16 protein-coding genes and 1 riboswitch are annotated in these 18,300 nt (G+C 63.4%); of the genes, 6 read left to right on the top strand and 10 right to left on the bottom strand.

Going from position 1 to position 18,300, the window contains the following annotated elements; all coding sequences use genetic code 11:
* Positions 1-53 precede the first annotated feature (53 nt).
* From rhlE2 to ahcY, 5 genes are all read right to left on the bottom strand, one after another.
* Complete coding sequence (gene rhlE2, locus CDO35_RS05200; protein ID WP_099522883.1) at positions 54-1,943, bottom strand: RNA helicase RhlE2; 1,890 nt, start codon at positions 1,941-1,943, stop codon at positions 54-56.
* 187 nt (positions 1,944-2,130) lie between these two features.
* On the bottom strand, positions 2,131-2,889 hold the full coding sequence (locus tag CDO35_RS05195; RefSeq protein ID WP_099522882.1) for a substrate-binding periplasmic protein: 759 nt from the start codon (positions 2,887-2,889) through the stop codon (positions 2,131-2,133).
* Between the two features lie 52 nt (positions 2,890-2,941).
* Positions 2,942-4,315: a nucleotide 5'-monophosphate nucleosidase PpnN gene (gene ppnN / locus CDO35_RS05190; protein WP_099522881.1), complete on the bottom strand. Its 1,374-nt coding sequence runs from the start codon at positions 4,313-4,315 to the stop codon at positions 2,942-2,944.
* Between the two features lie 82 nt (positions 4,316-4,397).
* Positions 4,398-5,243 (bottom strand): methylenetetrahydrofolate reductase [NAD(P)H], encoded by an 846-nt coding sequence (metF, locus tag CDO35_RS05185; protein WP_099522880.1) that lies wholly within the window; start codon positions 5,241-5,243, stop codon positions 4,398-4,400.
* 99 nt (positions 5,244-5,342) lie between these two features.
* Entirely contained in the window at positions 5,343-6,731 is a 1,389-nt protein-coding gene (gene ahcY, locus CDO35_RS05180) for an adenosylhomocysteinase (protein WP_243699041.1), read from the bottom strand.
* 23 nt (positions 6,732-6,754) lie between these two features.
* Positions 6,755-6,907, bottom strand: a riboswitch (S-adenosyl-L-homocysteine riboswitch).
* 183 nt (positions 6,908-7,090) lie between these two features.
* On the opposite strand from ahcY, the gene CDO35_RS05175 reads away from it, so the two are divergent.
* The 3 genes from CDO35_RS05175 to CDO35_RS05165 all read left to right on the top strand — a co-directional run bounded on the left by CDO35_RS05175 (position 7,091) and on the right by CDO35_RS05165 (position 8,556).
* Positions 7,091-7,480, top strand: a complete 390-nt coding sequence (locus CDO35_RS05175; protein ID WP_099522878.1) for an acyl-CoA thioesterase — start codon at positions 7,091-7,093, stop codon at positions 7,478-7,480.
* A 125-nt stretch (positions 7,481-7,605) separates the two neighbouring features.
* Positions 7,606-7,995, top strand: a complete 390-nt coding sequence (locus tag CDO35_RS05170) for an MAPEG family protein (protein ID WP_099522877.1) — start codon at positions 7,606-7,608, stop codon at positions 7,993-7,995.
* Between the two features lie 111 nt (positions 7,996-8,106).
* The gene (locus CDO35_RS05165) at positions 8,107-8,556 is read left to right on the top strand and encodes a c-type cytochrome (protein WP_099522876.1); all 450 of its coding nucleotides are present in this window, start codon (positions 8,107-8,109) and stop codon (positions 8,554-8,556) included.
* Here the strand turns inward: CDO35_RS05165 and CDO35_RS05160 are convergent.
* The gene (locus CDO35_RS05160) at positions 8,550-8,945 is read right to left on the bottom strand and encodes a DUF1090 domain-containing protein (protein WP_099522875.1); all 396 of its coding nucleotides are present in this window, start codon (positions 8,943-8,945) and stop codon (positions 8,550-8,552) included. The genes CDO35_RS05165 and CDO35_RS05160 overlap by 7 nt on opposite strands.
* Positions 8,946-9,029: 84 nt before the next feature.
* Complete coding sequence (ligB, locus tag CDO35_RS05155) at positions 9,030-10,721, bottom strand: NAD-dependent DNA ligase LigB (protein ID WP_099522874.1); 1,692 nt, start codon at positions 10,719-10,721, stop codon at positions 9,030-9,032.
* A 267-nt stretch (positions 10,722-10,988) separates the two neighbouring features.
* On the opposite strand from ligB, the gene CDO35_RS05150 reads away from it, so the two are divergent.
* On the top strand, positions 10,989-11,684 hold the full coding sequence (locus CDO35_RS05150; RefSeq protein ID WP_158233720.1) for a hypothetical protein: 696 nt from the start codon (positions 10,989-10,991) through the stop codon (positions 11,682-11,684).
* Between the two features lie 78 nt (positions 11,685-11,762).
* On the opposite strand, the gene metK is transcribed toward CDO35_RS05150, so the two are convergent.
* From metK to CDO35_RS05135, 3 genes are all read right to left on the bottom strand, one after another.
* Positions 11,763-12,953 (bottom strand): methionine adenosyltransferase, encoded by a 1,191-nt coding sequence (metK, locus tag CDO35_RS05145; protein WP_099522872.1) that lies wholly within the window; start codon positions 12,951-12,953, stop codon positions 11,763-11,765.
* A complete protein-coding gene (locus CDO35_RS05140) occupies positions 12,954-13,955 on the bottom strand; it encodes an ArsR/SmtB family transcription factor (protein ID WP_099522871.1) in 1,002 nt (333 codons plus the stop codon). It lies immediately after the preceding gene.
* A 73-nt stretch (positions 13,956-14,028) separates the two neighbouring features.
* Positions 14,029-14,910 (bottom strand): LysR family transcriptional regulator, encoded by an 882-nt coding sequence (locus tag CDO35_RS05135; protein ID WP_099522870.1) that lies wholly within the window; start codon positions 14,908-14,910, stop codon positions 14,029-14,031.
* A gap of 110 nt (positions 14,911-15,020) precedes the next feature.
* On the opposite strand from CDO35_RS05135, the gene CDO35_RS05130 reads away from it, so the two are divergent.
* Together CDO35_RS05130 and tkt are read left to right on the top strand one after the other, a co-directional pair.
* Positions 15,021-16,175: a TDT family transporter gene (locus CDO35_RS05130; protein ID WP_099522869.1), complete on the top strand. Its 1,155-nt coding sequence runs from the start codon at positions 15,021-15,023 to the stop codon at positions 16,173-16,175.
* Between the two features lie 109 nt (positions 16,176-16,284).
* Positions 16,285-18,285 (top strand): transketolase, encoded by a 2,001-nt coding sequence (gene tkt / locus CDO35_RS05125; protein WP_099522868.1) that lies wholly within the window; start codon positions 16,285-16,287, stop codon positions 18,283-18,285.
* Positions 18,286-18,300 lie beyond the last annotated feature (15 nt).

Here is an 18,300-nt window from a genome sequence, read left to right as displayed (position 1 = left end):
CGCACCAACAAAAACGCCACCCCATGGGGTGGCGTTTTTGTTTGCGTGGCAGCTTACTCTTCGCGGTTACGCGTCAGCAGTGCCGGCTTCTCGCTACGTGGACGAGTGCTGTTGCTCAACTCGTCGAGCTGCTCGGCGCTGGGGAAGCGATCCAGTCGCGAGCCCTTGTGCACGATGATCGGCTGCTTCTCGCGCGGGTTGCGCACGGCCGCTTCGGCGCGTGGCAGCTCGTCGCGGTCCAGCGAGGTGATGCGACCATCCGCCTGTCGGCCACGGCCCCCGCCGTTGCGGCCTTGACCACCCTGGCCACCTTGACGGCGATTCTTGCCGGGATTGCCTGGGTTACCGCCATTGTTGCCGCGGGGCTGCCTGTTGTTGCTGTTGGCTCTCTGACCTTGGCCCTGAGCAGCGCCATTGCCAGATGCACCGCCGCCTGAGCGGCGGCCACGACCTTGCGGCTTGTTCTGCACCGGGACGTAATCGGCGCGGTTACCGAAGTTGTCGATTTCGTCGTCGAGAAACTCTTCCGGGTCGCGATCAGGCGGCAGTGCGGGAACGGCCGAGGCTGCGCCACGATTCTGGTTGCGAGGCTGCTGGCCACGGCGGTTCTGGCCCTGGCCTTGCTGTTGCGGCTTGGCTTTTTGATCCTTGCCGCCATCCTTGCCCTTGTCTCTGCGCCCGCCGTTATTACGGTCGCCCTTGGGCTTATCGCCGCCTTCGGCCTTCTGCTTCTTCTGGCCGCCATTACGTGGTTGGCGCGGCTCGCGCACTTCCGGACGCTCCGCTTCCACAGCGCTAGCGTCGAAGCCCATCAGATCGCCATCGGGGATCTTCTGCTTGGTCATGCGCTCGATGCTTTTCAGCAGCTTCTCTTCGTCCGAAGCGACCAGCGAGATTGCCTCGCCACTGCGGCCGGCACGGCCAGTACGGCCGATACGGTGAACGTAGTCTTCCTCGACGTTGGGCAGCTCGAAGTTGACCACGTGCGGCAGTTGGTCGATATCCAGGCCGCGTGCGGCGATATCGGTGGCCACCAGGATGCGTACCTGGTTGGCCTTGAAGTCGGCCAGGGCCTTGGTGCGCGCGTTCTGGCTCTTGTTGCCATGGATCGCAGCGGCCGGCAGGCCATGCTTGTCGAGATACTCGGCCAGGCGGTTGGCTCCGTGCTTGGTGCGGGTGAATACCAGCACCTGTTCCCAGGCACCTTGGGTGATCAGGTGAGCGAGCAGGGCACGCTTGTGGCTGGCAGCCAGGCGGAACACGCGCTGTTCGATGCGCTCGACCGTGGTGTTTGGCGGCGTGACCTCGATGCGCTCGGGGTTGTGCAGCAGCTTACCGGCCAGGTCGGTGATGTCCTTGGAGAAGGTGGCCGAGAACAGTAGGTTCTGGCGCTGTGCGGGCAGTTTGGCCAGCACCTTCTTGACGTCGTGGATGAAGCCCATGTCGAGCATGCGGTCGGCTTCGTCGAGGACGAGAATTTCGACGTGAGACAGATCGATGGCTTTCTGATTGGCCAGGTCGAGCAGGCGGCCGGGGCAGGCCACCAGGACATCGACGCCCTTGGCCAGGGCCTGGACCTGCGGGTTCATGCCGACGCCGCCGAAAATGCAGGCGCTGACGAATTTCAGATCGCGGGCGTAGACCTTGAAGCTGTCATGCACCTGAGCGGCCAGCTCGCGAGTGGGTGTCAGCACCAGCACGCGCGGTTGTTTCGGGCCGTGCCGTTGTTCGCGATCCGGATGACCGCCCGGAAACAGGCGCTCGAGGATCGGCAGGGCGAAACCGCCCGTCTTACCTGTACCCGTCTGGGCCGCCACCATGAGATCGCGACCTTGCAACACGGCGGGAATGGCCCGCTGTTGCACCGGAGTGGGCTGGGTGTAGCCGGCGGACTCGACCGCACGGACTAGAGCCTCGGAGAGACCGAGGGAGGCAAAGGACATGAGCAATCCTGTACTAAGTGAGGGCGTGGCCCTGGGGGTGTAGAGCCTGGCTTGAATCACACGTGGGGGGCGTGATCCCGTCCGGTACTGCTGGCCTCTGGGAGCTAGCATCCGGGCGCAAGCCTGGCGGGAATATCCGAGTATAACAGAGCTGAGGCCGTGCGCAGCTACCAGCCTGTCGGTTGGTTCACGGCTTTAAGCGTTCAGGGCTGGCGTAACGCAGTTGTAACTGTGCGTAGGCGGGCTCGCGTTTGAAACGGCGCAGTTCGGCAGCGAAACCCGCGGCCAGGCGCGCCAGCTTGGGGTCGTGACGCAGCGCCAGGTACATGCGGTCATGGCCGACCGCTTTGCGGTTGTAATCGACCTGTTGTTGCAAGCCCAACTGCGTCGTCAGATAGAGGCCGGCGCGACGGTCATTGATGACCAGGTCGACGCGGTGGCGGATCAGTTTGCCCAGATTGGCCTCGTGAGTCGGAGCCTCTTCGCGACTGAACAAGGGCGAGTTGCGGAAGGTTTCGTCGTTGTACCAGTAGCCCGGCGAGATGCCGATCACCAGGTCGCGCAGGTCTTCCAGGCTCTCATAGGGGTAGGGGCGGTTACGTGCGTAGAACAGCACGAGTTCGACGTCACTCAGCGGCTCTTCGACGAAGAGCATGCTCGCCTCGCGCTCGGGCAGATGGAAAATATCCAGAATGCCGTCCGCATTGCCCAGTTCCAGCTCCAGCAGGCAGCGCTTCCAGGGCAGGAATTGCAGGTCCAGCGTTACCCCCAGGCGCTGCAGCACCTCGCGGGTTATTTCGTAGTCGAGGCCTGCGGCTTGGCCGTTGTCCTCGTAGACATAGGGCGCCCAGGCATCCGTGACCAGGCGCAGCGTTTCGCCGCGGGCGGCGAAAGCGCAACAGCATAGCAAAAGAGTGGCGATAATCTGGCGCTGGAATAATGACATCGCGCCAGGTTAGCGATTTTGCAGGTGCCTTGAAAGTGCGTCTTGCGCAGCCTCAGTCGACTACCCGATAGCAGGGCTCATAAGCGCTGCCACCCGGCAGTTTCATGCGGTGTTGCTCGACGAAGGCCTGCAGCAGGCGATCCAGCGGGCGCATGATGGTGGTTTCGCCGCGAATCTCGTAGGGGCCGTGCTCCTCGATCAGGCGGATGCCGTTCTCCTTGACGTTGCCGGCGACAATGCCGGAGAACGCGCGACGCAGGTTGGCAGCCAGCTGATGCAGTGGCTGCTCACGGGTGAGGTTGAGGCTGGCCATGGCTTCGTGGGTCGGCTCGAACGGGTGCTGGAAGCTCTCGTCGATCTTCAGCAGCCAGTTGAAGTGGAAGGCGTCGTTGCGCTCGCGGCGGAACTGACGCACGGCCTTGATGCCGACGGCCATTTCACGAGCTACTTCGGCCGGGTCGTTGACGATCATGCTGTAGCGCTGCTGCGCAGCTCCGCCCAGGGTGGCGCCGATGAAATCATGCAGCTGCTGCAGGTACGGGCCAGCACTCTTCGGCCCGGTAAGAATGACCGGGAAGGGCAGATCCTGGTTGTCCGGGTGGGTGAGGATACCCAGCAGGTAGAGGAATTCTTCGGCAGTACCGGCGCCACCCGGGAAGATGATGATGCCGTGGCCGACGCGAACGAAAGCCTCCAGGCGCTTTTCGATATCCGGCAGAATCACCAGCTCGTTGACGATCGGGTTTGGCGCTTCGGCGGCGATGATCCCCGGTTCTGTCAGGCCCAGGTAGCGGCCGGTGAGGTTGCGCTGTTTGGCGTGGCTGATGGTGGCGCCTTTCATCGGCCCCTTCATCACGCCTGGGCCGCAGCCGGTGCAGATGTCCAGGCCGCGCAGGCCCAGCTCGTGACCGACCTTCTTGGTGTATTTGTATTCCTCGGTGCTGATCGAATGGCCGCCCCAGCACACCACCATCTTCGGCTCGACGCCGCTGCGCAGGGTCTGTGCGTTGCGCAGCAGGTGGAAGACGTAATCGGTGATGCCTTCGGAGCTGTCCAGGTCGATGCGCTTGTGCTCCAGCTCGCTTTGCGTGAAGACGATGTCGCGCAGGGCGCTGAACAGCATCTCGCGGGTGCTGGCGATCATCTCGCCATCGACGAAGGCGTCGGCCGGGGCGTTGATCAGCTCCAGACGGATGCCGCGATCCTGCTGGTGAATCTTCACTTCGAAGTCCGGGTAGGCTTCGAGGATGGTCTTGGCGTTGTCGCTGTGCGAACCGGTATTGAGGATCGCCAGGGCGCACTGGCGGAACAGGCGGTAGACGCTGCCCGAGCCGGTCTCGCGCAGTTGCTGCACTTCGCGCTGGGAGAGGGTTTCCAGGCTGCCCTTGGGGCTGACGGAGGCGTTGATCGTGGTGCGTTTGAGCATGAGGGGCGATCCTTCGGCGGCAAGGCGGGAGGGTGGAGCGGGCAGGCTGCCCAGGGTGGGCAGCCTGTGAGTAAGCGGCCTGTTAGCGCGGCAGCTTGAGATTGTTCCAAATGGACAGGCTGGGCCCGGCCAGGTTCATGCTGTAGAAGTGCAGGCCGGGCGCGCCGCCTTGCAGCAGACGTTCGCACATCTCGGTGATGACCTGTTCGCCGAAGACGCGAATGCTGTCGGCATCGTCGCCGTAGGCTTCCAGCTGCTTGCGAACCCAGCGTGGGATTTCAGCGCCGCAGGCGTCGGAGAAGCGCGCCAGCTTGCTGTAGTTGGTGATCGGCATGATGCCTGGCACCACTGGAATGTCCACGCCCAGTTTCTGCACGCGCTCGACGAAGTAGAAGTAACTGTCGGCGTTGAAGAAGTATTGGGTGATGGCACTGTCGGCACCGGCCTTGGCCTTGCGCACGAAGTTGGCGATATCGTCCTCGAGGTTGCGTGCCTGCGGATGCATCTCCGGGTAGGCGGCAATTTCGATGTGGAAGTGATCACCGGTTTCAGTGCGGATGAACTCGACCAGTTCATTGGCGTAGCGCAGCTCACCGCTGGCCATGCCCATACCCGACGGCAGGTCGCCGCGCAGGGCAACGATGCGCTTGATGCCGGCATCCTTGTACAGGTTCAGCAGCTCGCGCAGCTCTGCTTTGCTGTCGCCCACGCAGGACAGGTGCGGTGCGGTGGGTACCTTGATCTCGCCATCGAGTTGCAGCACGGTATTGACGGTACGGTCGCGGGTCGAACCGCCGGCGCCATAGGTGCAGGAGAAGAAATCGGGGTTGTAGGTCGCCAGCTGGCGCGCCACATCCATCAGTTTTTCATGCCCGGCTTCGGTCTTGGTAGGGAAGAACTCGAAGCTGTAGCGGCGTTGTTGGCTCATAGGGTTTCTAGCCTTGGAGACTTAGGGTGGATGGCGTTTACCCATCCACCTTGCTGGAAGTCGGCGGTGGATAAGCCAGGGGCTTATCCACCCTACGCATTAGTAGCGGTAAGCGTCCGGCTTGAACGGACCTTCCACGGTCACGCCAATGTACTCGGCCTGCTGCTTGGTCAGTTGAGTGACCACGCCGCCGAAGCCCTTGACCATTTCCAGGGCGACTTCTTCGTCGAGCTTCTTCGGCAGCACTTCGACGGTCAGGCGCTCGGCCTTCTTCTCGGCGGACAGATCAGCGAACTTCTGCTCGAACAGGAAGATCTGCGCCAGCACCTGGTTGGCGAAGGAGCCGTCCATGATGCGGCTCGGATGGCCAGTGGCGTTGCCCAGGTTCACCAGACGGCCTTCGGCCAGCAGGATCAGGTAGTCGTCGTTGGTCGGATCGAAGCTGCCGGCACCGGTGCGGTGAATCTTGTGCACCTGCGGCTTGACCTCTTCCCACGCCCAGTTCTTGCGCATGAAGGCGGTGTCGATCTCGTTGTCGAAGTGACCGATGTTGCACACCACGGCGCGCTTCTTCAGGGCCTTGAGCATGCCGGCGTCGCAGACGTTGACGTTACCGGTGGTGGTAACGATCAGGTCGATCTTGCCCAGCAGCGCAGCGTCAACGCTGGCCTCGGTGCCGTCGTTGATGCCGTCGATGTACGGCGAAACCAGCTCGAAGCCATCCATGCATGCCTGCATGGCGCAGATCGGGTCGATTTCGGAAACCTTGACGATCATGCCTTCCTGACGCAGCGACTGCGCCGAGCCCTTACCCACGTCACCGTAGCCGATAACCAGCGCCTGCTTGCCCGACAGCAGGTGGTCGGTGCCGCGCTTGATGGCGTCGTTGAGGCTGTGGCGGCAACCGTACTTGTTGTCGTTCTTGCTCTTGGTCACGGCGTCGTTGACGTTGATCGCCGGGACTTTCAGTGTGCCGGCCTTGAGCATGTCGAGCAGGCGATGCACACCGGTGGTGGTCTCTTCGGTGACGCCGTGGATGCGCTCGAGCATCTGCGGGTATTTCTTGTGCAGGATCTCGGTCAGGTCACCGCCGTCGTCCAGCACCATGTTGGCGTCCCACGGCTGGCCGTCCTTGAGGATGGTCTGCTCGATGCACCACTCGTACTCTTCTTCGGTCTCGCCCTTCCAGGCGAATACCGGGATGCCGGCGGCGGCGATGGCGGCAGCGGCCTGATCCTGGGTGGAGAAGATGTTGCACGACGACCAGCGCACTTCGGCGCCCAGGGCGGTGAGCGTCTCGATCAGCACGCCGGTCTGGATGGTCATGTGGATGCAGCCGAGGATCTTCGCGCCTTTCAGCGGTTGGCTGGCGGCGTACTTGCGGCGCAGGCCCATCAGTGCCGGCATCTCGGACTCGGCGATGATCAGCTCTTTGCGGCCCCAATCGGCCAGGGAAATGTCGGCGACTTTGAAATCATTGAAAGACATGCAATAGCACTCCATTCGTTGTCTGCGAATGGGCGCCGTTGATGCGTATGGTTAACGCCCCATCCGAGCCTGACAGTCTGGAAGGCTGATTCGAATCTGCCGCGAAGCATTGTTGCAATGCAGGGCTTGGGGATTCGAAACAGATCTTTCAGGCTGCTGCAGCGCCCCTCGGACAGGTGGCGGGCACAACCGGAGCGGTGCCGGTTGCGTGAAACCGGCAAATTATAGCCGTGTGTGCGGCGCAGCCCAAGGCTTTCCGTCGCATTTGCCTGGCTATGATTGTCATAGCCAGCGATGCAACGACAAGCGCAGCGCTGCGGGCGCATCATGGGCGCCCAATCTGGCACGGAGGACACTGCATGAATTTCCATACTCGCAAGTGGATCAAGCCCGAGGATCTCAACCCCAACGGCACTCTGTTCGGCGGCAGCCTGCTGAAATGGATCGATGAAGAAGCAGCGATCTACGCCATCGTCCAGCTCGACAATCAGCGCGTGGTGACCAAATTCATTTCCGAGATCAACTTCGTCAGTTCGGCGCGTCAGAGCGACATCATCGAGCTGGGCATCACTGCTACCGAGTTCGGCCGCACCTCCATTACCCTGCGCTGCGAAGTGCGCAACAAGGTAACCCGCAAGAGCATCCTGACCATCGACAAGCTGGTGTTCGTCAATCTGGGCGAGGACGGTCAGCCGCAGCCGCACGGCAAGAGCGCGATCACCTACGCCAGAGATCGCTTCACGGACTGAGCGCCGCTGGCGCGGATGGCTGCCGGCTTGGCCGAAGCGCCGGCATCATTGGCGGGTGCGGCCATGGACGGTAACGGGGCGCTCGCTCAGGCTTGGCTTCCCGACCTTTCGAGTGAAGCCACACCATGACCCTTGCCTACTGGTGCGTACTGATCGCCATCTTTCTGCCCTACCTGGGCACTGCCACTGCCAAGTTTCTTGGCCCCGGCTACGGGCCGCGCGCCAATCAAGACCCGCGCGCCTTCCTGGGCACGCTGGAGGGTTGGCGCAAGCGCGCCAACAACGCCCAGCTCAATGGCTTCGAGGTGACTCCGGCGTTCGCCGCCGCAGTGATCATCGCGCACCAGGCCGGTGGCGCCGAGCAAGCGCTGCTCGACCAGTTGGCCATGGCATTCATCGTCAGCCGTGTGCTGTATTTCATCTGCTACCTGGCCGACTGGGGTCCTGTTCGCTCGCTGGTGTGGTTCGCCGGGATGGGGCTGATTGCGGCGTTGTTCGTGGTGTCCGCTAGCTGAACACCGGCTGACTGCCGGGTAGGAAAGGCATCCGTTGTGACAAGAGGTCGCTTGGCCCGACCGGGGCTAGCCGCGATACTGACGGCCCCTTGTCGCCTGGAAGTCGTGTCGATGACCTTGAAGAAACTCCTGCTGCTCACCTGCGTCTGCCTGACCCTGGCTGCTTGTGGTGGGGTCGACCCCGACTCGCCGTTGGGCAAGCGCCAAGCCGCGTTCAAGGAGATGCTCAAGGTCAGCGAAGACCTCGGTGGTATGTTGCGCAATCGTATTCCCTACGACGAAGCCGCATTCATCAGCGGGGCAGCCGAGCTCGAGCGTCTGTCGCACGAGCCCTGGCAGCACTTTCCGCAGGTACGTGACGACGAGCGCAGCAAGGCCAATCCAGAGGTCTGGCAGCGCCAGGAGCAATTCCAGAAGATGGCGCGTGAGCTGGAGCAGGCCACCGTCTCACTGGTTCAGGCGACGACCGCGCCGCCGCTACGCCGCTCCGCGCTGGAGCCGGCAGTGCAGGCCGTCGAGGACAGTTGCGAGGCCTGCCACAAGGCGTTTCGCGCTTACTGATCGGCGCGCGCTTCGGCCTCGGCCTGTTCCAGTTCGGCGCGCGCCTCGGCCAATTTGGCCTGACGCTTGGCGATCTTTTCCTGATCGCCCTTGCCCATGGCTTCGCGCAGATCCATCTCGCGCTCCTGCACTTCCTCACGGGCTTCCTTGACGCTGGCCAGGCGATCACTGTGCAGGGTGGCGTCGTCGCAATTCATTTCCACATTGCCTAGCGCCCTTTGTAATCCATCCAGTTGCTGCGTGTTACCGTTCTTGCGCGCGGCCTCGATCTTTTCTTCGATGACCTGGCGCTTGGCCGCACAGCCACCGTCGCCTTCCGCAGCGAGGATGGGCGTGACGTTGAGATTGGCGGCCAGCAACAGGCCGAGCAAAGCGGTTTGACGAATCATGGTCTGTCCTCGTGTAGGTCTACTTCGAAGTGACCCTGGTTACCGCGCGAGGTTCGACCCGAGTGAGTCATCTGCTGACCTGGGTCAACCGCGCGGAGAGTTTTCCTGCGGCAGGAAACCGACGGTGCCGGCCTCCTGCAATTGCGTGCCCAGGCGCTGAACCTCGGGGTGGCTGAAGAACGCCAACAGGCGCTCTGCGCTCTTCTGGCTCACGCCGGGTTGCTGCATCCAGTCGGCGTGGCTGCGGCCCAGTAGCGTGGCCCAGTCATCCTCCGCGCCTATCTGGATACCAGGTGGTGCGCCGAGGGCCTGCAGCCATTGTTGCAGTGAGCGCCGCTGGGCCTGGGCGAAGGCCTGCTGCAACTGCGAGGCGCGCCGTGGACCGATACCTGGCAGTTGTTGCAGGTGTTCGCTGTCGAATTCCAGCCAATCGAGCAGGCCATGCAGTTTCTGCCCCGCCAGTAACGTGCTCCAGGTGCCTGGTCCCACGCCGGGCAAGTTCAGCCCCTGTTTGCCGGCGAGCCAGTTCAGGCGTGCCTGGAACTGTTGCTGGCACTCGTCGCTGAGTCGCCAGCAACTCATGGCATGGTATCGATTAGGGTCAGGTGCCTGCACCGCTGCGCGCTCCTGGCTGCGCCAGATCACCTGTTCGAGGCGCGGTATGGTCAGGCCAGCCAGGCGTATCGCCACCTGATCGCCGGGGCGAATGTCCAGCTCTTCCCAGGCTTGCAGCGAGCCGAGCGCGACCCGGCTGATGCGCCGCTCGTCGAGATCGACCGGCTGCAAGCGCAGGATCGGCGTGATGCGCCCAGTGCGGCCGATACTGAAATCCACCGCCTGCACCACGGCCAGCGCCTGGGCGGCCGGGTATTTCCAGGCAATCGCCCAGTGCGGCGCTTCTGCCTGCCAGCGCGCGCCGGGTGGCCGCATGCCCTGACGCAGGACCACACCATCGCTGGCAAATGGCTGCGGCTGATCGAACCAGCGCTGGCGCCACCTGTGGGCTTCCTTGGCGTTTTGCAGGGGCTTGGTGTAGTGCAGGCTGTCGGCGAAACCCAGTTTCTGCAGGGTATGCAGGCGCTCTGGCATGTTCGCCGGGCCATCCGGCCAATCCCAGACGAACAGGCCGATGGCATCGAGCTGTTGCGGTTCGAGCGTTTGTCGCGCCATCAGACCTGCCACCTTGCCACGGGCTCCAGCACCTCCGTCGCGACCCTGCACGTGGTCGTCCAGGCGCCAGTAAAGCTCGCCTTGCAGCACTGCATCGAGTGGCTGTTGCAGGCGCGTGGGGATGGCCGGTAGCTGTCTGGCACGGGCCGTCCAGTCTTGCCCATGGCGCCCATCGCCGCGGCTGATGGCTTGTTGTAATGAGCCGTTTCGATAGACCAGGGTGATCGCAACGCCGTCGACCTTGGGCTGAATCCACAGATCGTCGCGGCTGTTGATCCATTCGGCCACTGCCGCGTCGTTCAGTTTGCGCAGTCCCGTCTGCGGCACCGGATGGGCGATCGTTCCGCTGCTGCCAGCCAGCGGGTCCGCCAATGCCGCATGGGCAGTCGGGAAGCACTGATGCCAGGATTGCAGGCGCTCGCGTGCCTGGTCATAGATTTCATCGGCCACTAGCGAGCGGCCGTGATTGTGGTAGGCGTCGTCCCATTCGGCTATTTGCAGGCTGAGCGCGGTGAGCTCGGAATTGGCGCGACTGGAGGGCCAGTCGGGGCAGGGGCTGGCCTGGGCGGTGAGGGGGAAAAGCAGCAGAGCGATCCAGCGCTTCATGTTGAGCATCCTTGCTCCGATTGGTCGAGTGGCCTGGGCCTGTGATTGCAGTACCAAGTCGAGATACTGGGTAGTCTAGACCAGTGTGGGCTGCTCACCAGGCTGGTGTAGATGCGCAAACATGATCAGGGCACGGTAAGGCGCGGGCCATGTCTACTACCCTGTTCGACGGCGGCCCGCTCAGGGTTGGTAAGGAACTCGTTCATTCAGAGGGACGTTCATATGCAGGATATGCGTTTTACCAAGCGAGTCACTCCGCTGCTGGCCATGGCCATGCTGATCGGTTGTGGTGAAAGCGCTGACAAGCAAGTCGCAAAGGCCGACGCTGTCAGCGAGGAAGCGGTTGCCGCGCCTGCCGAGGCATCTCCAGCAGTGGCAGCATCCAATGGCGGCAGTGCGGCCTGTCTCGATGTGCCCGCTCTACGTACGGTCGACAATACCTGGACGATCACCACCGACGGCCAGCGCGACGTCAATACGGTTGCAGAGCTGGCCGACTATCGTGGGCAGAGTGCTTATCGCACTCATACCGAGAACAGCGTGGGAACGGTGGCGGACGCCTACGGCAATGTCGTCGATGGCGTCGTCCATTGGTATGGAAGTGTGATGACCCAGCCGGCCATCAATGAAAGCTATAACCAGCCGAGCTTTTCCGTGCCTGCGGATTTGCCCCAGGACCAGACCCATTCGGTCAGCTTCGACGCGATCACGGTGCAGCCAGGGGCGGAGCCCTTCGCCATGAAACTGACCAACACAGTGACGTACCGAGGGCGTGAACGCATCGAGACGGAGTTCGGCGCCTTCGATACCTGCAAGATGGAGTTCTCGACCGAGGGCGCCATGGTGCCGAAAACTACCTGGCAGCAGTGGATCATCGCCTCAGGCAAGTTCGCCGGCTTGCCCTTGCGCATGAGCAATGTGCAGGGCACCACGCAGGCCAGCAGTATCGAGGTGAGCTGGTAAGCCGCTGCGATCTGCAGGCATGAAAAAACCGATGCCGTTGCCGGCATCGGTTTTTTGTTTTCGCGTAGCGCTGCGGGCTTACAGGCCAGCGGCGGCGCGCAGGTCGGCAGCCTTGTCGGTGCGTTCCCAGGTGAAGGTGGTGAAGCTGTCGTCGCCAACGGTTCTGGACTGCGGCGTGCGGCCGAAGTGGCCGTAAGCTGCGGTGTCCTGGTACATCGGGTGCAACAGGTCGAGCATCTTGGTGATGGCGTACGGGCGCAGGTCGAACACGTCACGCACCAGTTTGATGATCTTCTCTTCAGCGATCTTGTGGGTGCCGAAGGTGTTGATCGAGATGGAGGTCGGCTGGGCCACGCCGATGGCGTAGGACACCTGGATCTCGCAACGCTCGGCCAGGCCGGCGGCGACGATGTTCTTGGCCACATAGCGGCCGGCGTAGGCAGCGGAGCGGTCGACCTTGGATGGGTCCTTGCCGGAGAACGCGCCACCGCCGTGACGGGCCATGCCGCCGTAGCTGTCGACGATGATCTTGCGCCCGGTCAGGCCGCAGTCGCCCACCGGGCCGCCGATGATGAACTGGCCGGTCGGGTTGATGTGGAACTGGGTGTCCTTGTGCAGCAGTTCGGCCGGCAGCACGTGCTTGACGATCAGCTCCATCACGCCTTCGCGCAGGTCGTCGTATTTCACTTCCGGGTTGTGCTGGGTGGACAGCACCACCGCGTCGATGGCTGCGACCTTGCCGTTCTCGTAGCGGCAGGTGACCTGGGATTTGGCATCCGGGCGTAGCCACGGCAGCAGGCCGGACTTGCGCGCTTCGGCCTGACGCTCGACCAGGCGGTGCGAGAAGCAGATCGGCGCCGGCATCAGCACGTCGGTTTCATTGCTGGCATAACCGAACATCAGGCCCTGGTCGCCTGCGCCCTGATCTTCCGGCTTGGCGCGGTCGACGCCCTGGTTGATGTCCGGGGACTGCTTGCCGATGATGTTGAGCACGCCACAGGTGGCGCCGTCGAAGCCGACGTCGCTGCTGGTGTAGCCGATGTCGCAGATCACGTCGCGAACGATCTGCTCCAGGTCGACCCAGGCGCTGGTGGTGACTTCACCGGCAACGATGGCCACACCGGTCTTGACCAGGGTTTCCACGGCCACGCGGGCGTGTTTGTCCTGGGTGATGATGGCGTCGAGCACCGCATCGGATATCTGGTCGGCGATCTTGTCCGGATGCCCTTCGGACACGGACTCGGAGGTAAACAGGGAATATTCGCTCATCTATCGGTTCCTTTCTTGCCGGAGGCTGAAGGCGCTGTGCGCATCGGGTTTGGCAAAGTGCCGTAATTGAATCTGAAAGCCGTTTTTCAGGCCTATGTAGAGGCTTTCGCCAGGCGTCAGGCCGGCGGCCGTCGCCCAGCGCGCCAGGTCTTCCTGTTCGAAGCCGAGCCAGAGGTCGCCGCACGCTTCGCGCGCCCAGCTCTGGTCGTGGCTGCACAGTTCGCTGAGCAGCAGGCTACCGCCGGGTGCGACCAGGCCAGCCAGCTTGCGAAAGGCCTCGGCCGGGGTGGCGAAGTGGTGCAGCACCATGTTCAGTACCACGCAATCGGCCGTGACTGGCGCGTCCTGCAGCGCATCGGCCAGTTTCAGCTCGACGTTATGCAGGCTTTCAGCGGCGCAGCGCTGGCTGGCCAGTTCGAGCATAGCCGGGCTGTTGTCCAGTGCCGTGACTTGGGCGAAGCGCCGCGCCAGTTCGGGCAGGAAGGCGCCATCGCCCGGGCCGATTTCCAGCGCGCTGGCGCTGGGGGCGAATTGCAGGGCATCGAGCAGCGCCAGCAGGCTGTCGCGGTACTGCGGCAGGCCGGCGATCAGGTCCTGCTGGGCCTGGAAGTTGCTGGCCATGCGTGCGAAGAAATCGCGACTGACGGTGGCGCGCTGCTGGTGAACGGTGGCGATGCGTGCCTGTACATCGCCGGGCAGCGGCAGTTCGTCGATATCGTCCAGCAGGGCGGCATGCAAGCGGCCATTGGGCAGGGCGCGGCGATAGAAAATCGCGTTGCCTTCGCGGCGCGTGGCCACCAGCCCGGCCTGGGCCAGTACCTTGAGGTGATGGCTCATGCCCGACTGGCCGATGGCGAAGATTTGCGCCAGCTCCAGCACACCGAACGAATCGTTGCTCAGGGCGCGCAGCACGTTCAGGCGCAGCGGATCGCCGCCGGCCTTGCACAGGGCGGCGAGCTCGTCGCAGGGGTCGAATTCCAACTGGGGGGCGCGTAGGGTCATGGTGGCGCAGTCTAGTCGGTCATTTTTTATGCAGCAATACCAATATCAAAAAGTTTTGATATTGGTATTGCTGTTACTCCGACGTTTGAGTCAACGCCAGGAAAGCCGCGGGTGCCGGGCTCAGGCTGGCACCTAGGCGCCACAGCACATGCAGCTCGCGCTCGATCTGCAGGTCCTGTACCGGCAGATGGCGCAGTTCGCCGCTGGCCAGTTCGCGCTCCACCACTCGCTGCGACAGCCAGGCAATGCCCTGGCCGTCAGCGAGCAGACGCTTGAGCGCCTCGGTGCTGCCGATGGCCATGCCGGCACGTGGTTCGAGGCCGTGCACGCGGTAGGCCTGCTCGACGCTGACGCGCGCGCCGGAGCCCGGCTCGCGCATGTACAGCGGGTAATCCTGCAGTTTCTCGGCGGCGAGCGTCTGGCTGGCGGCCAGCGGATGGTGCGGCGCAACCACCGGCAGCAGGGCGTCGCGCGCCAGCAGGCGATGGGCGTAGTCGGTGCGGACGAATGGGCCTTCGACGAAGCCCAGGCTGATGTGGCCTTCGTCCAGTTGCCGGGTGACGGCGTCGGTGTTGCTCACGTCGAGGCTGACGAATATCTGCGGATGCAGGGCGCGGAAGCGGGTGAGCAGGGGCGGCAACAGGTAGGAACCGAGGGTGGCGCTGGCGCCCAGGTGCAGTTCGCCTTGTTCCAGTTGGGCGAAGTCCCGCAGGTCGCGTTCGGCGGCGCGTTCCAGGCTGAAGATGCGCTGGGCGTAGTCGAGCAGGCGCAGACCGCCCTCGGTCAGTTGCACGCCGCGCGGCAGGCGGTCGAACAGGCGCAGGTCGAGGTTGGCTTCGAGGTCGCGAATTTCCCGGGTCACCGCCGGCTGGCTGATGTGCAGGCGCTCGGCGCCAGCGCTAATGCTGCCGGCCTCTGCTACGGCAAGGAAGACCTTCAGGTGATGGAGGTTCATGGTTCATGCATAAGTGAAAGGCATGGGTAGAATGCTGAATATGTATTTTTAATATGGCAAGCCAATTCTTAACCTTGCGCTATCACTCATGTCACGGGACAACCCGATTCATGCCGCGCCCTTTCAGTCGTTTGCCCGAGCCGCTCGCATTCATTCGTCACTTCACGCCCAACTGGTTCGCCATGACCATGGGCACCGGTGTGCTGGCACTGGTTATCGCCCATCTTCCCTGGCGTCTGCCTGGTCTGGCGCTACTGGCCGAAGGCCTGTGGTTCTTCGCTGTCAGCCTGTTCGTCCTGTTCATGGCACTGTTTCTGCTGCGCCTGGCACTGTTTCGCGACACCGTATGGCCGATGCTGCTGCACCCGGTGCAGTCGATGTTTCTCGGCGCGATCCCGATGGGTCTGGCGGTGCTGATCAAGGGCCTGTTGCTGTTCGGCGTCCCGCGTTGGGGCGAGGGCGTCTATGCGCTGGCGCATGCCTTGTGGTGGCTGGATGCGGCGCTGGCGCTGCTCGGCGCCCTGCTGGTGCCCTATCTGATGTTCACCCGCCAGCATCACGCACTGGAAAAGCTCACGGCAGTCTGGCTGCTACCTATCGTCGCACCCGAGGTCGCTGCCAGCACGGCGGGAGCGTTGGCACCGCACCTGGACGCTGCGGCCGCGCAGCAACTGCTGGTCGCCGGCTTCATCCTCTGGGGATTGTCGCTGTCGCTGGCGTTCTCGCTGATCACCCTGGTGCTGCTGCGCCTGGCCCTGCACAAGTTGCCGGATACCGATTTTGCCGCCACCAGCTGGCTGCCGCTGGGGCCGCTGGCGACCGGCTGCCTGGGGCTTCTGAGCATGGGCCAGGCCGCGCCGCTGGCGTTCGTCGGCACACCCTTGGCCAGCGCTGCCGAGCTGGCCCGTGACCTTGGCCTGATCGGTGGCCTGGCGCTGTGGGGCGCGGGGCTGTGGTGGCTGGTGATCGCCACTCTGTTCACCCGCCACTACATCCGCGACAACATGCCCTTCAACCTGGGTTGGTGGGGCTTCACCTTTCCGCTCGGAGTCTTCGCCCTGGCCACCTTCGAGCTACAGGCGCTGACCGGGCTGACCTTCTTCACTCTGGTCGGCGTGGCGCTGGCGATCCAGCTAGCGGCGGTATGGTCGCTGGTGTTCAGTCGTACGCTCGCTGGCGTCTGGCATGGCGAGCTGTTTCAGGCGCCGTGCCTGGGTGGGCCGGGTAGTCCGGCGGTGAGTGTGCTGAGCGAGCAGACAGGTTGATTTGGTCTCTACGACCATCTGTCATTGCCCCGCGGGGGCCGGCTGGGCGAAAATAGGCGTCTTTTTTCGCCCCCTTCATTCAGAAGCAGCCCCCGTAGGAGATTCAGCGATGCCCAGCCGTCGTGAGCGAGCCAATGCCATTCGTGCCCTCAGCATGGATGCTGTGCAGAAAGCCAACAGCGGCCACCCCGGTGCCCCCATGGGTATGGCGGATATCGCCGAAGTGCTGTGGCGCGATTTTCTGAAGCACAATCCGAGCAACCCGAACTTCGCCGATCGTGACCGTTTCGTGCTGTCCAACGGCCATGGCTCGATGCTGATCTATTCGCTGCTGCACCTGACCGGCTACGACCTGTCCATCGATGACCTGAAGAACTTCCGCCAACTGCACAGCCGTACCCCGGGCCACCCGGAATACGGCTACACCCCGGGCGTCGAGACCACCACCGGCCCGCTCGGCCAGGGCATCGCCAACGCCGTCGGTTTCGCTATCGCCGAGAAGGTGCTGGGCGCGCAGTTCAACCGTGAAGGGCACGATATCGTCGACCACAACACCTACGTGTTCCTCGGCGACGGCTGCATGATGGAAGGCATCAGCCATGAAGTCTGCTCGCTGGCCGGCACCTTGGGCTTGGGCAAACTGGTCGCTTTCTATGACGACAACGGCATTTCCATCGACGGTGAAGTCGAGGGCTGGTTCACCGACGATACGCCGAAGCGCTTCGAAGCCTACGGCTGGCAGGTGATTCGCAACGTCGACGGCCACGACGCCGAAGAAATCAAGATCGCCATCGATACCGCCCGCAAGACCACGGATCAACCGACCCTGATCTGCTGCAAAACCACCATCGGTTTTGGTTCGCCGAACAAGCAGGGCAAGGAAGAGTGCCACGGTGCGCCGCTGGGCAACGACGAAATCGCCCTGACTCGCGCCAACCTGGGCTGGAACCATGGCCCGTTCGAAGTCCCGGCCGAAATCTACGCCGAGTGGGACGCCAAGGCTGCCGGTGCTGCCGCCGAAGCCGCCTGGAACGACAAGTTCGCTGCCTACGCCGCTGCCCATCCCGAGCTGGCTGCCGAGTTCAAGCGCCGCATCGATGGTGAGCTGCCGGCCGACTTCGCCGAGAAAGCCGCTGCCTACATCAAGGACGTCGCCGAGAAGGGCGAGACCATCGCCAGCCGCAAGGCCAGCCAGAACGCGCTGAATGCCTTCGGCCCGCTGCTGCCGGAGTTCCTCGGTGGTTCGGCCGACCTGGCCGGCTCCAACCTGACCCTGTGGAAAGGCTGCAAGGGCGTCTCCGCTGAAGACGCCTCCGGCAACTACATGTTCTACGGCGTGCGCGAGTTCGGCATGAGCGCGATCATGAACGGCATCGCCCTGCACGGCGGCTTTGTGCCGTACGGTGCGACCTTCCTGATCTTCATGGAGTACGCGCGCAACGCCGTGCGTATGTCCGCGCTGATGAAGAAGCGTGTGCTGTACGTGTTCACCCACGACTCCATCGGCCTTGGCGAAGACGGCCCGACCCACCAGCCGATCGAGCAATTGGCCAGCCTGCGTGGCACGCCGAACCTCGACACCTGGCGCCCGGCCGATGCCGTGGAATCCGCCGTGGCCTGGAAATACGCCATCGAGCGCGCCGACGGCCCCAGCGCCCTGGTGTTCAGCCGCCAGAACCTGCCGCACCAAGCACGCGACGCCCAGCAACTGGCCGATGTCGCGCGCGGTGGCTACGTGCTGAAGGACAGCGCCGGCGAGCCGGAACTGATCCTGATCGCCACCGGTTCGGAAGTCGGCTTGGCCGTTGCCGCCTACGACAAACTGACCGCTGCCGGCCGCAAGGTGCGCGTGGTGTCGATGCCGTCGACCAGCGTGTTCGATGCCCAGGACGCTGGCTACAAGCAGGACGTGCTGCCGCTGCAGGTTGGTGCGCGCATCGCCATCGAGGCCTCGCATGCCGACTACTGGTACAAGTACGTGGGCCTGGAAGGTCGCATCATCGGCATGACCAGCTTCGGCGAGTCGGCCCCGGCTCCGGCTCTGTTCGAGCACTTCGGTTTCACCGTCGACAACATCGTCGCCACCGCCGAAGAACTGCTGGATGCCTGAGTTGAGAACGACGCT

It is taken from the genome of Pseudomonas sediminis (assembly GCF_002741105.1).
In the GTDB taxonomy this organism is placed as follows: Bacteria; Pseudomonadota; Gammaproteobacteria; order Pseudomonadales; family Pseudomonadaceae; genus Aquipseudomonas; species Aquipseudomonas sediminis.
The sequence above is the reverse complement of the archived record's forward strand: the minus strand, read 5'-3'. Positions and strand labels throughout refer to the sequence as shown.

Coding starts and splice junctions, on each gene's coding strand:
- CDO35_RS05165 (WP_099522876.1), top strand. CDS start 8,107: ATGACCTTGAAGAAACTCCTGCTGCTCACCTGCGTCTGCCTGACCCTG.
- CDO35_RS05130 (WP_099522869.1), top strand. CDS start 15,021: ATGCCGCGCCCTTTCAGTCGTTTGCCCGAGCCGCTCGCATTCATTCGT.
- ligB (WP_099522874.1), bottom strand. CDS start 10,721: ATGAAGCGCTGGATCGCTCTGCTGCTTTTCCCCCTCACCGCCCAGGCC.
- metK (WP_099522872.1), bottom strand. CDS start 12,953: ATGAGCGAATATTCCCTGTTTACCTCCGAGTCCGTGTCCGAAGGGCAT.
- CDO35_RS05195 (WP_099522882.1), bottom strand. CDS start 2,889: ATGTCATTATTCCAGCGCCAGATTATCGCCACTCTTTTGCTATGCTGT.
- CDO35_RS05135 (WP_099522870.1), bottom strand. CDS start 14,910: ATGAACCTCCATCACCTGAAGGTCTTCCTTGCCGTAGCAGAGGCCGGC.
- ahcY (WP_243699041.1), bottom strand. CDS start 6,731: ATGTCTTTCAATGATTTCAAAGTCGCCGACATTTCCCTGGCCGATTGG.
- CDO35_RS05150 (WP_158233720.1), top strand. CDS start 10,989: ATGGCCATGCTGATCGGTTGTGGTGAAAGCGCTGACAAGCAAGTCGCA.
- rhlE2 (WP_099522883.1), bottom strand. CDS start 1,943: ATGTCCTTTGCCTCCCTCGGTCTCTCCGAGGCTCTAGTCCGTGCGGTC.
- CDO35_RS05170 (WP_099522877.1), top strand. CDS start 7,606: ATGACCCTTGCCTACTGGTGCGTACTGATCGCCATCTTTCTGCCCTAC.
- CDO35_RS05140 (WP_099522871.1), bottom strand. CDS start 13,955: ATGACCCTACGCGCCCCCCAGTTGGAATTCGACCCCTGCGACGAGCTC.
- CDO35_RS05175 (WP_099522878.1), top strand. CDS start 7,091: ATGAATTTCCATACTCGCAAGTGGATCAAGCCCGAGGATCTCAACCCC.
- CDO35_RS05160 (WP_099522875.1), bottom strand. CDS start 8,945: ATGATTCGTCAAACCGCTTTGCTCGGCCTGTTGCTGGCCGCCAATCTC.
- tkt (WP_099522868.1), top strand. CDS start 16,285: ATGCCCAGCCGTCGTGAGCGAGCCAATGCCATTCGTGCCCTCAGCATG.
- ppnN (WP_099522881.1), bottom strand. CDS start 4,315: ATGCTCAAACGCACCACGATCAACGCCTCCGTCAGCCCCAAGGGCAGC.
- metF (WP_099522880.1), bottom strand. CDS start 5,243: ATGAGCCAACAACGCCGCTACAGCTTCGAGTTCTTCCCTACCAAGACC.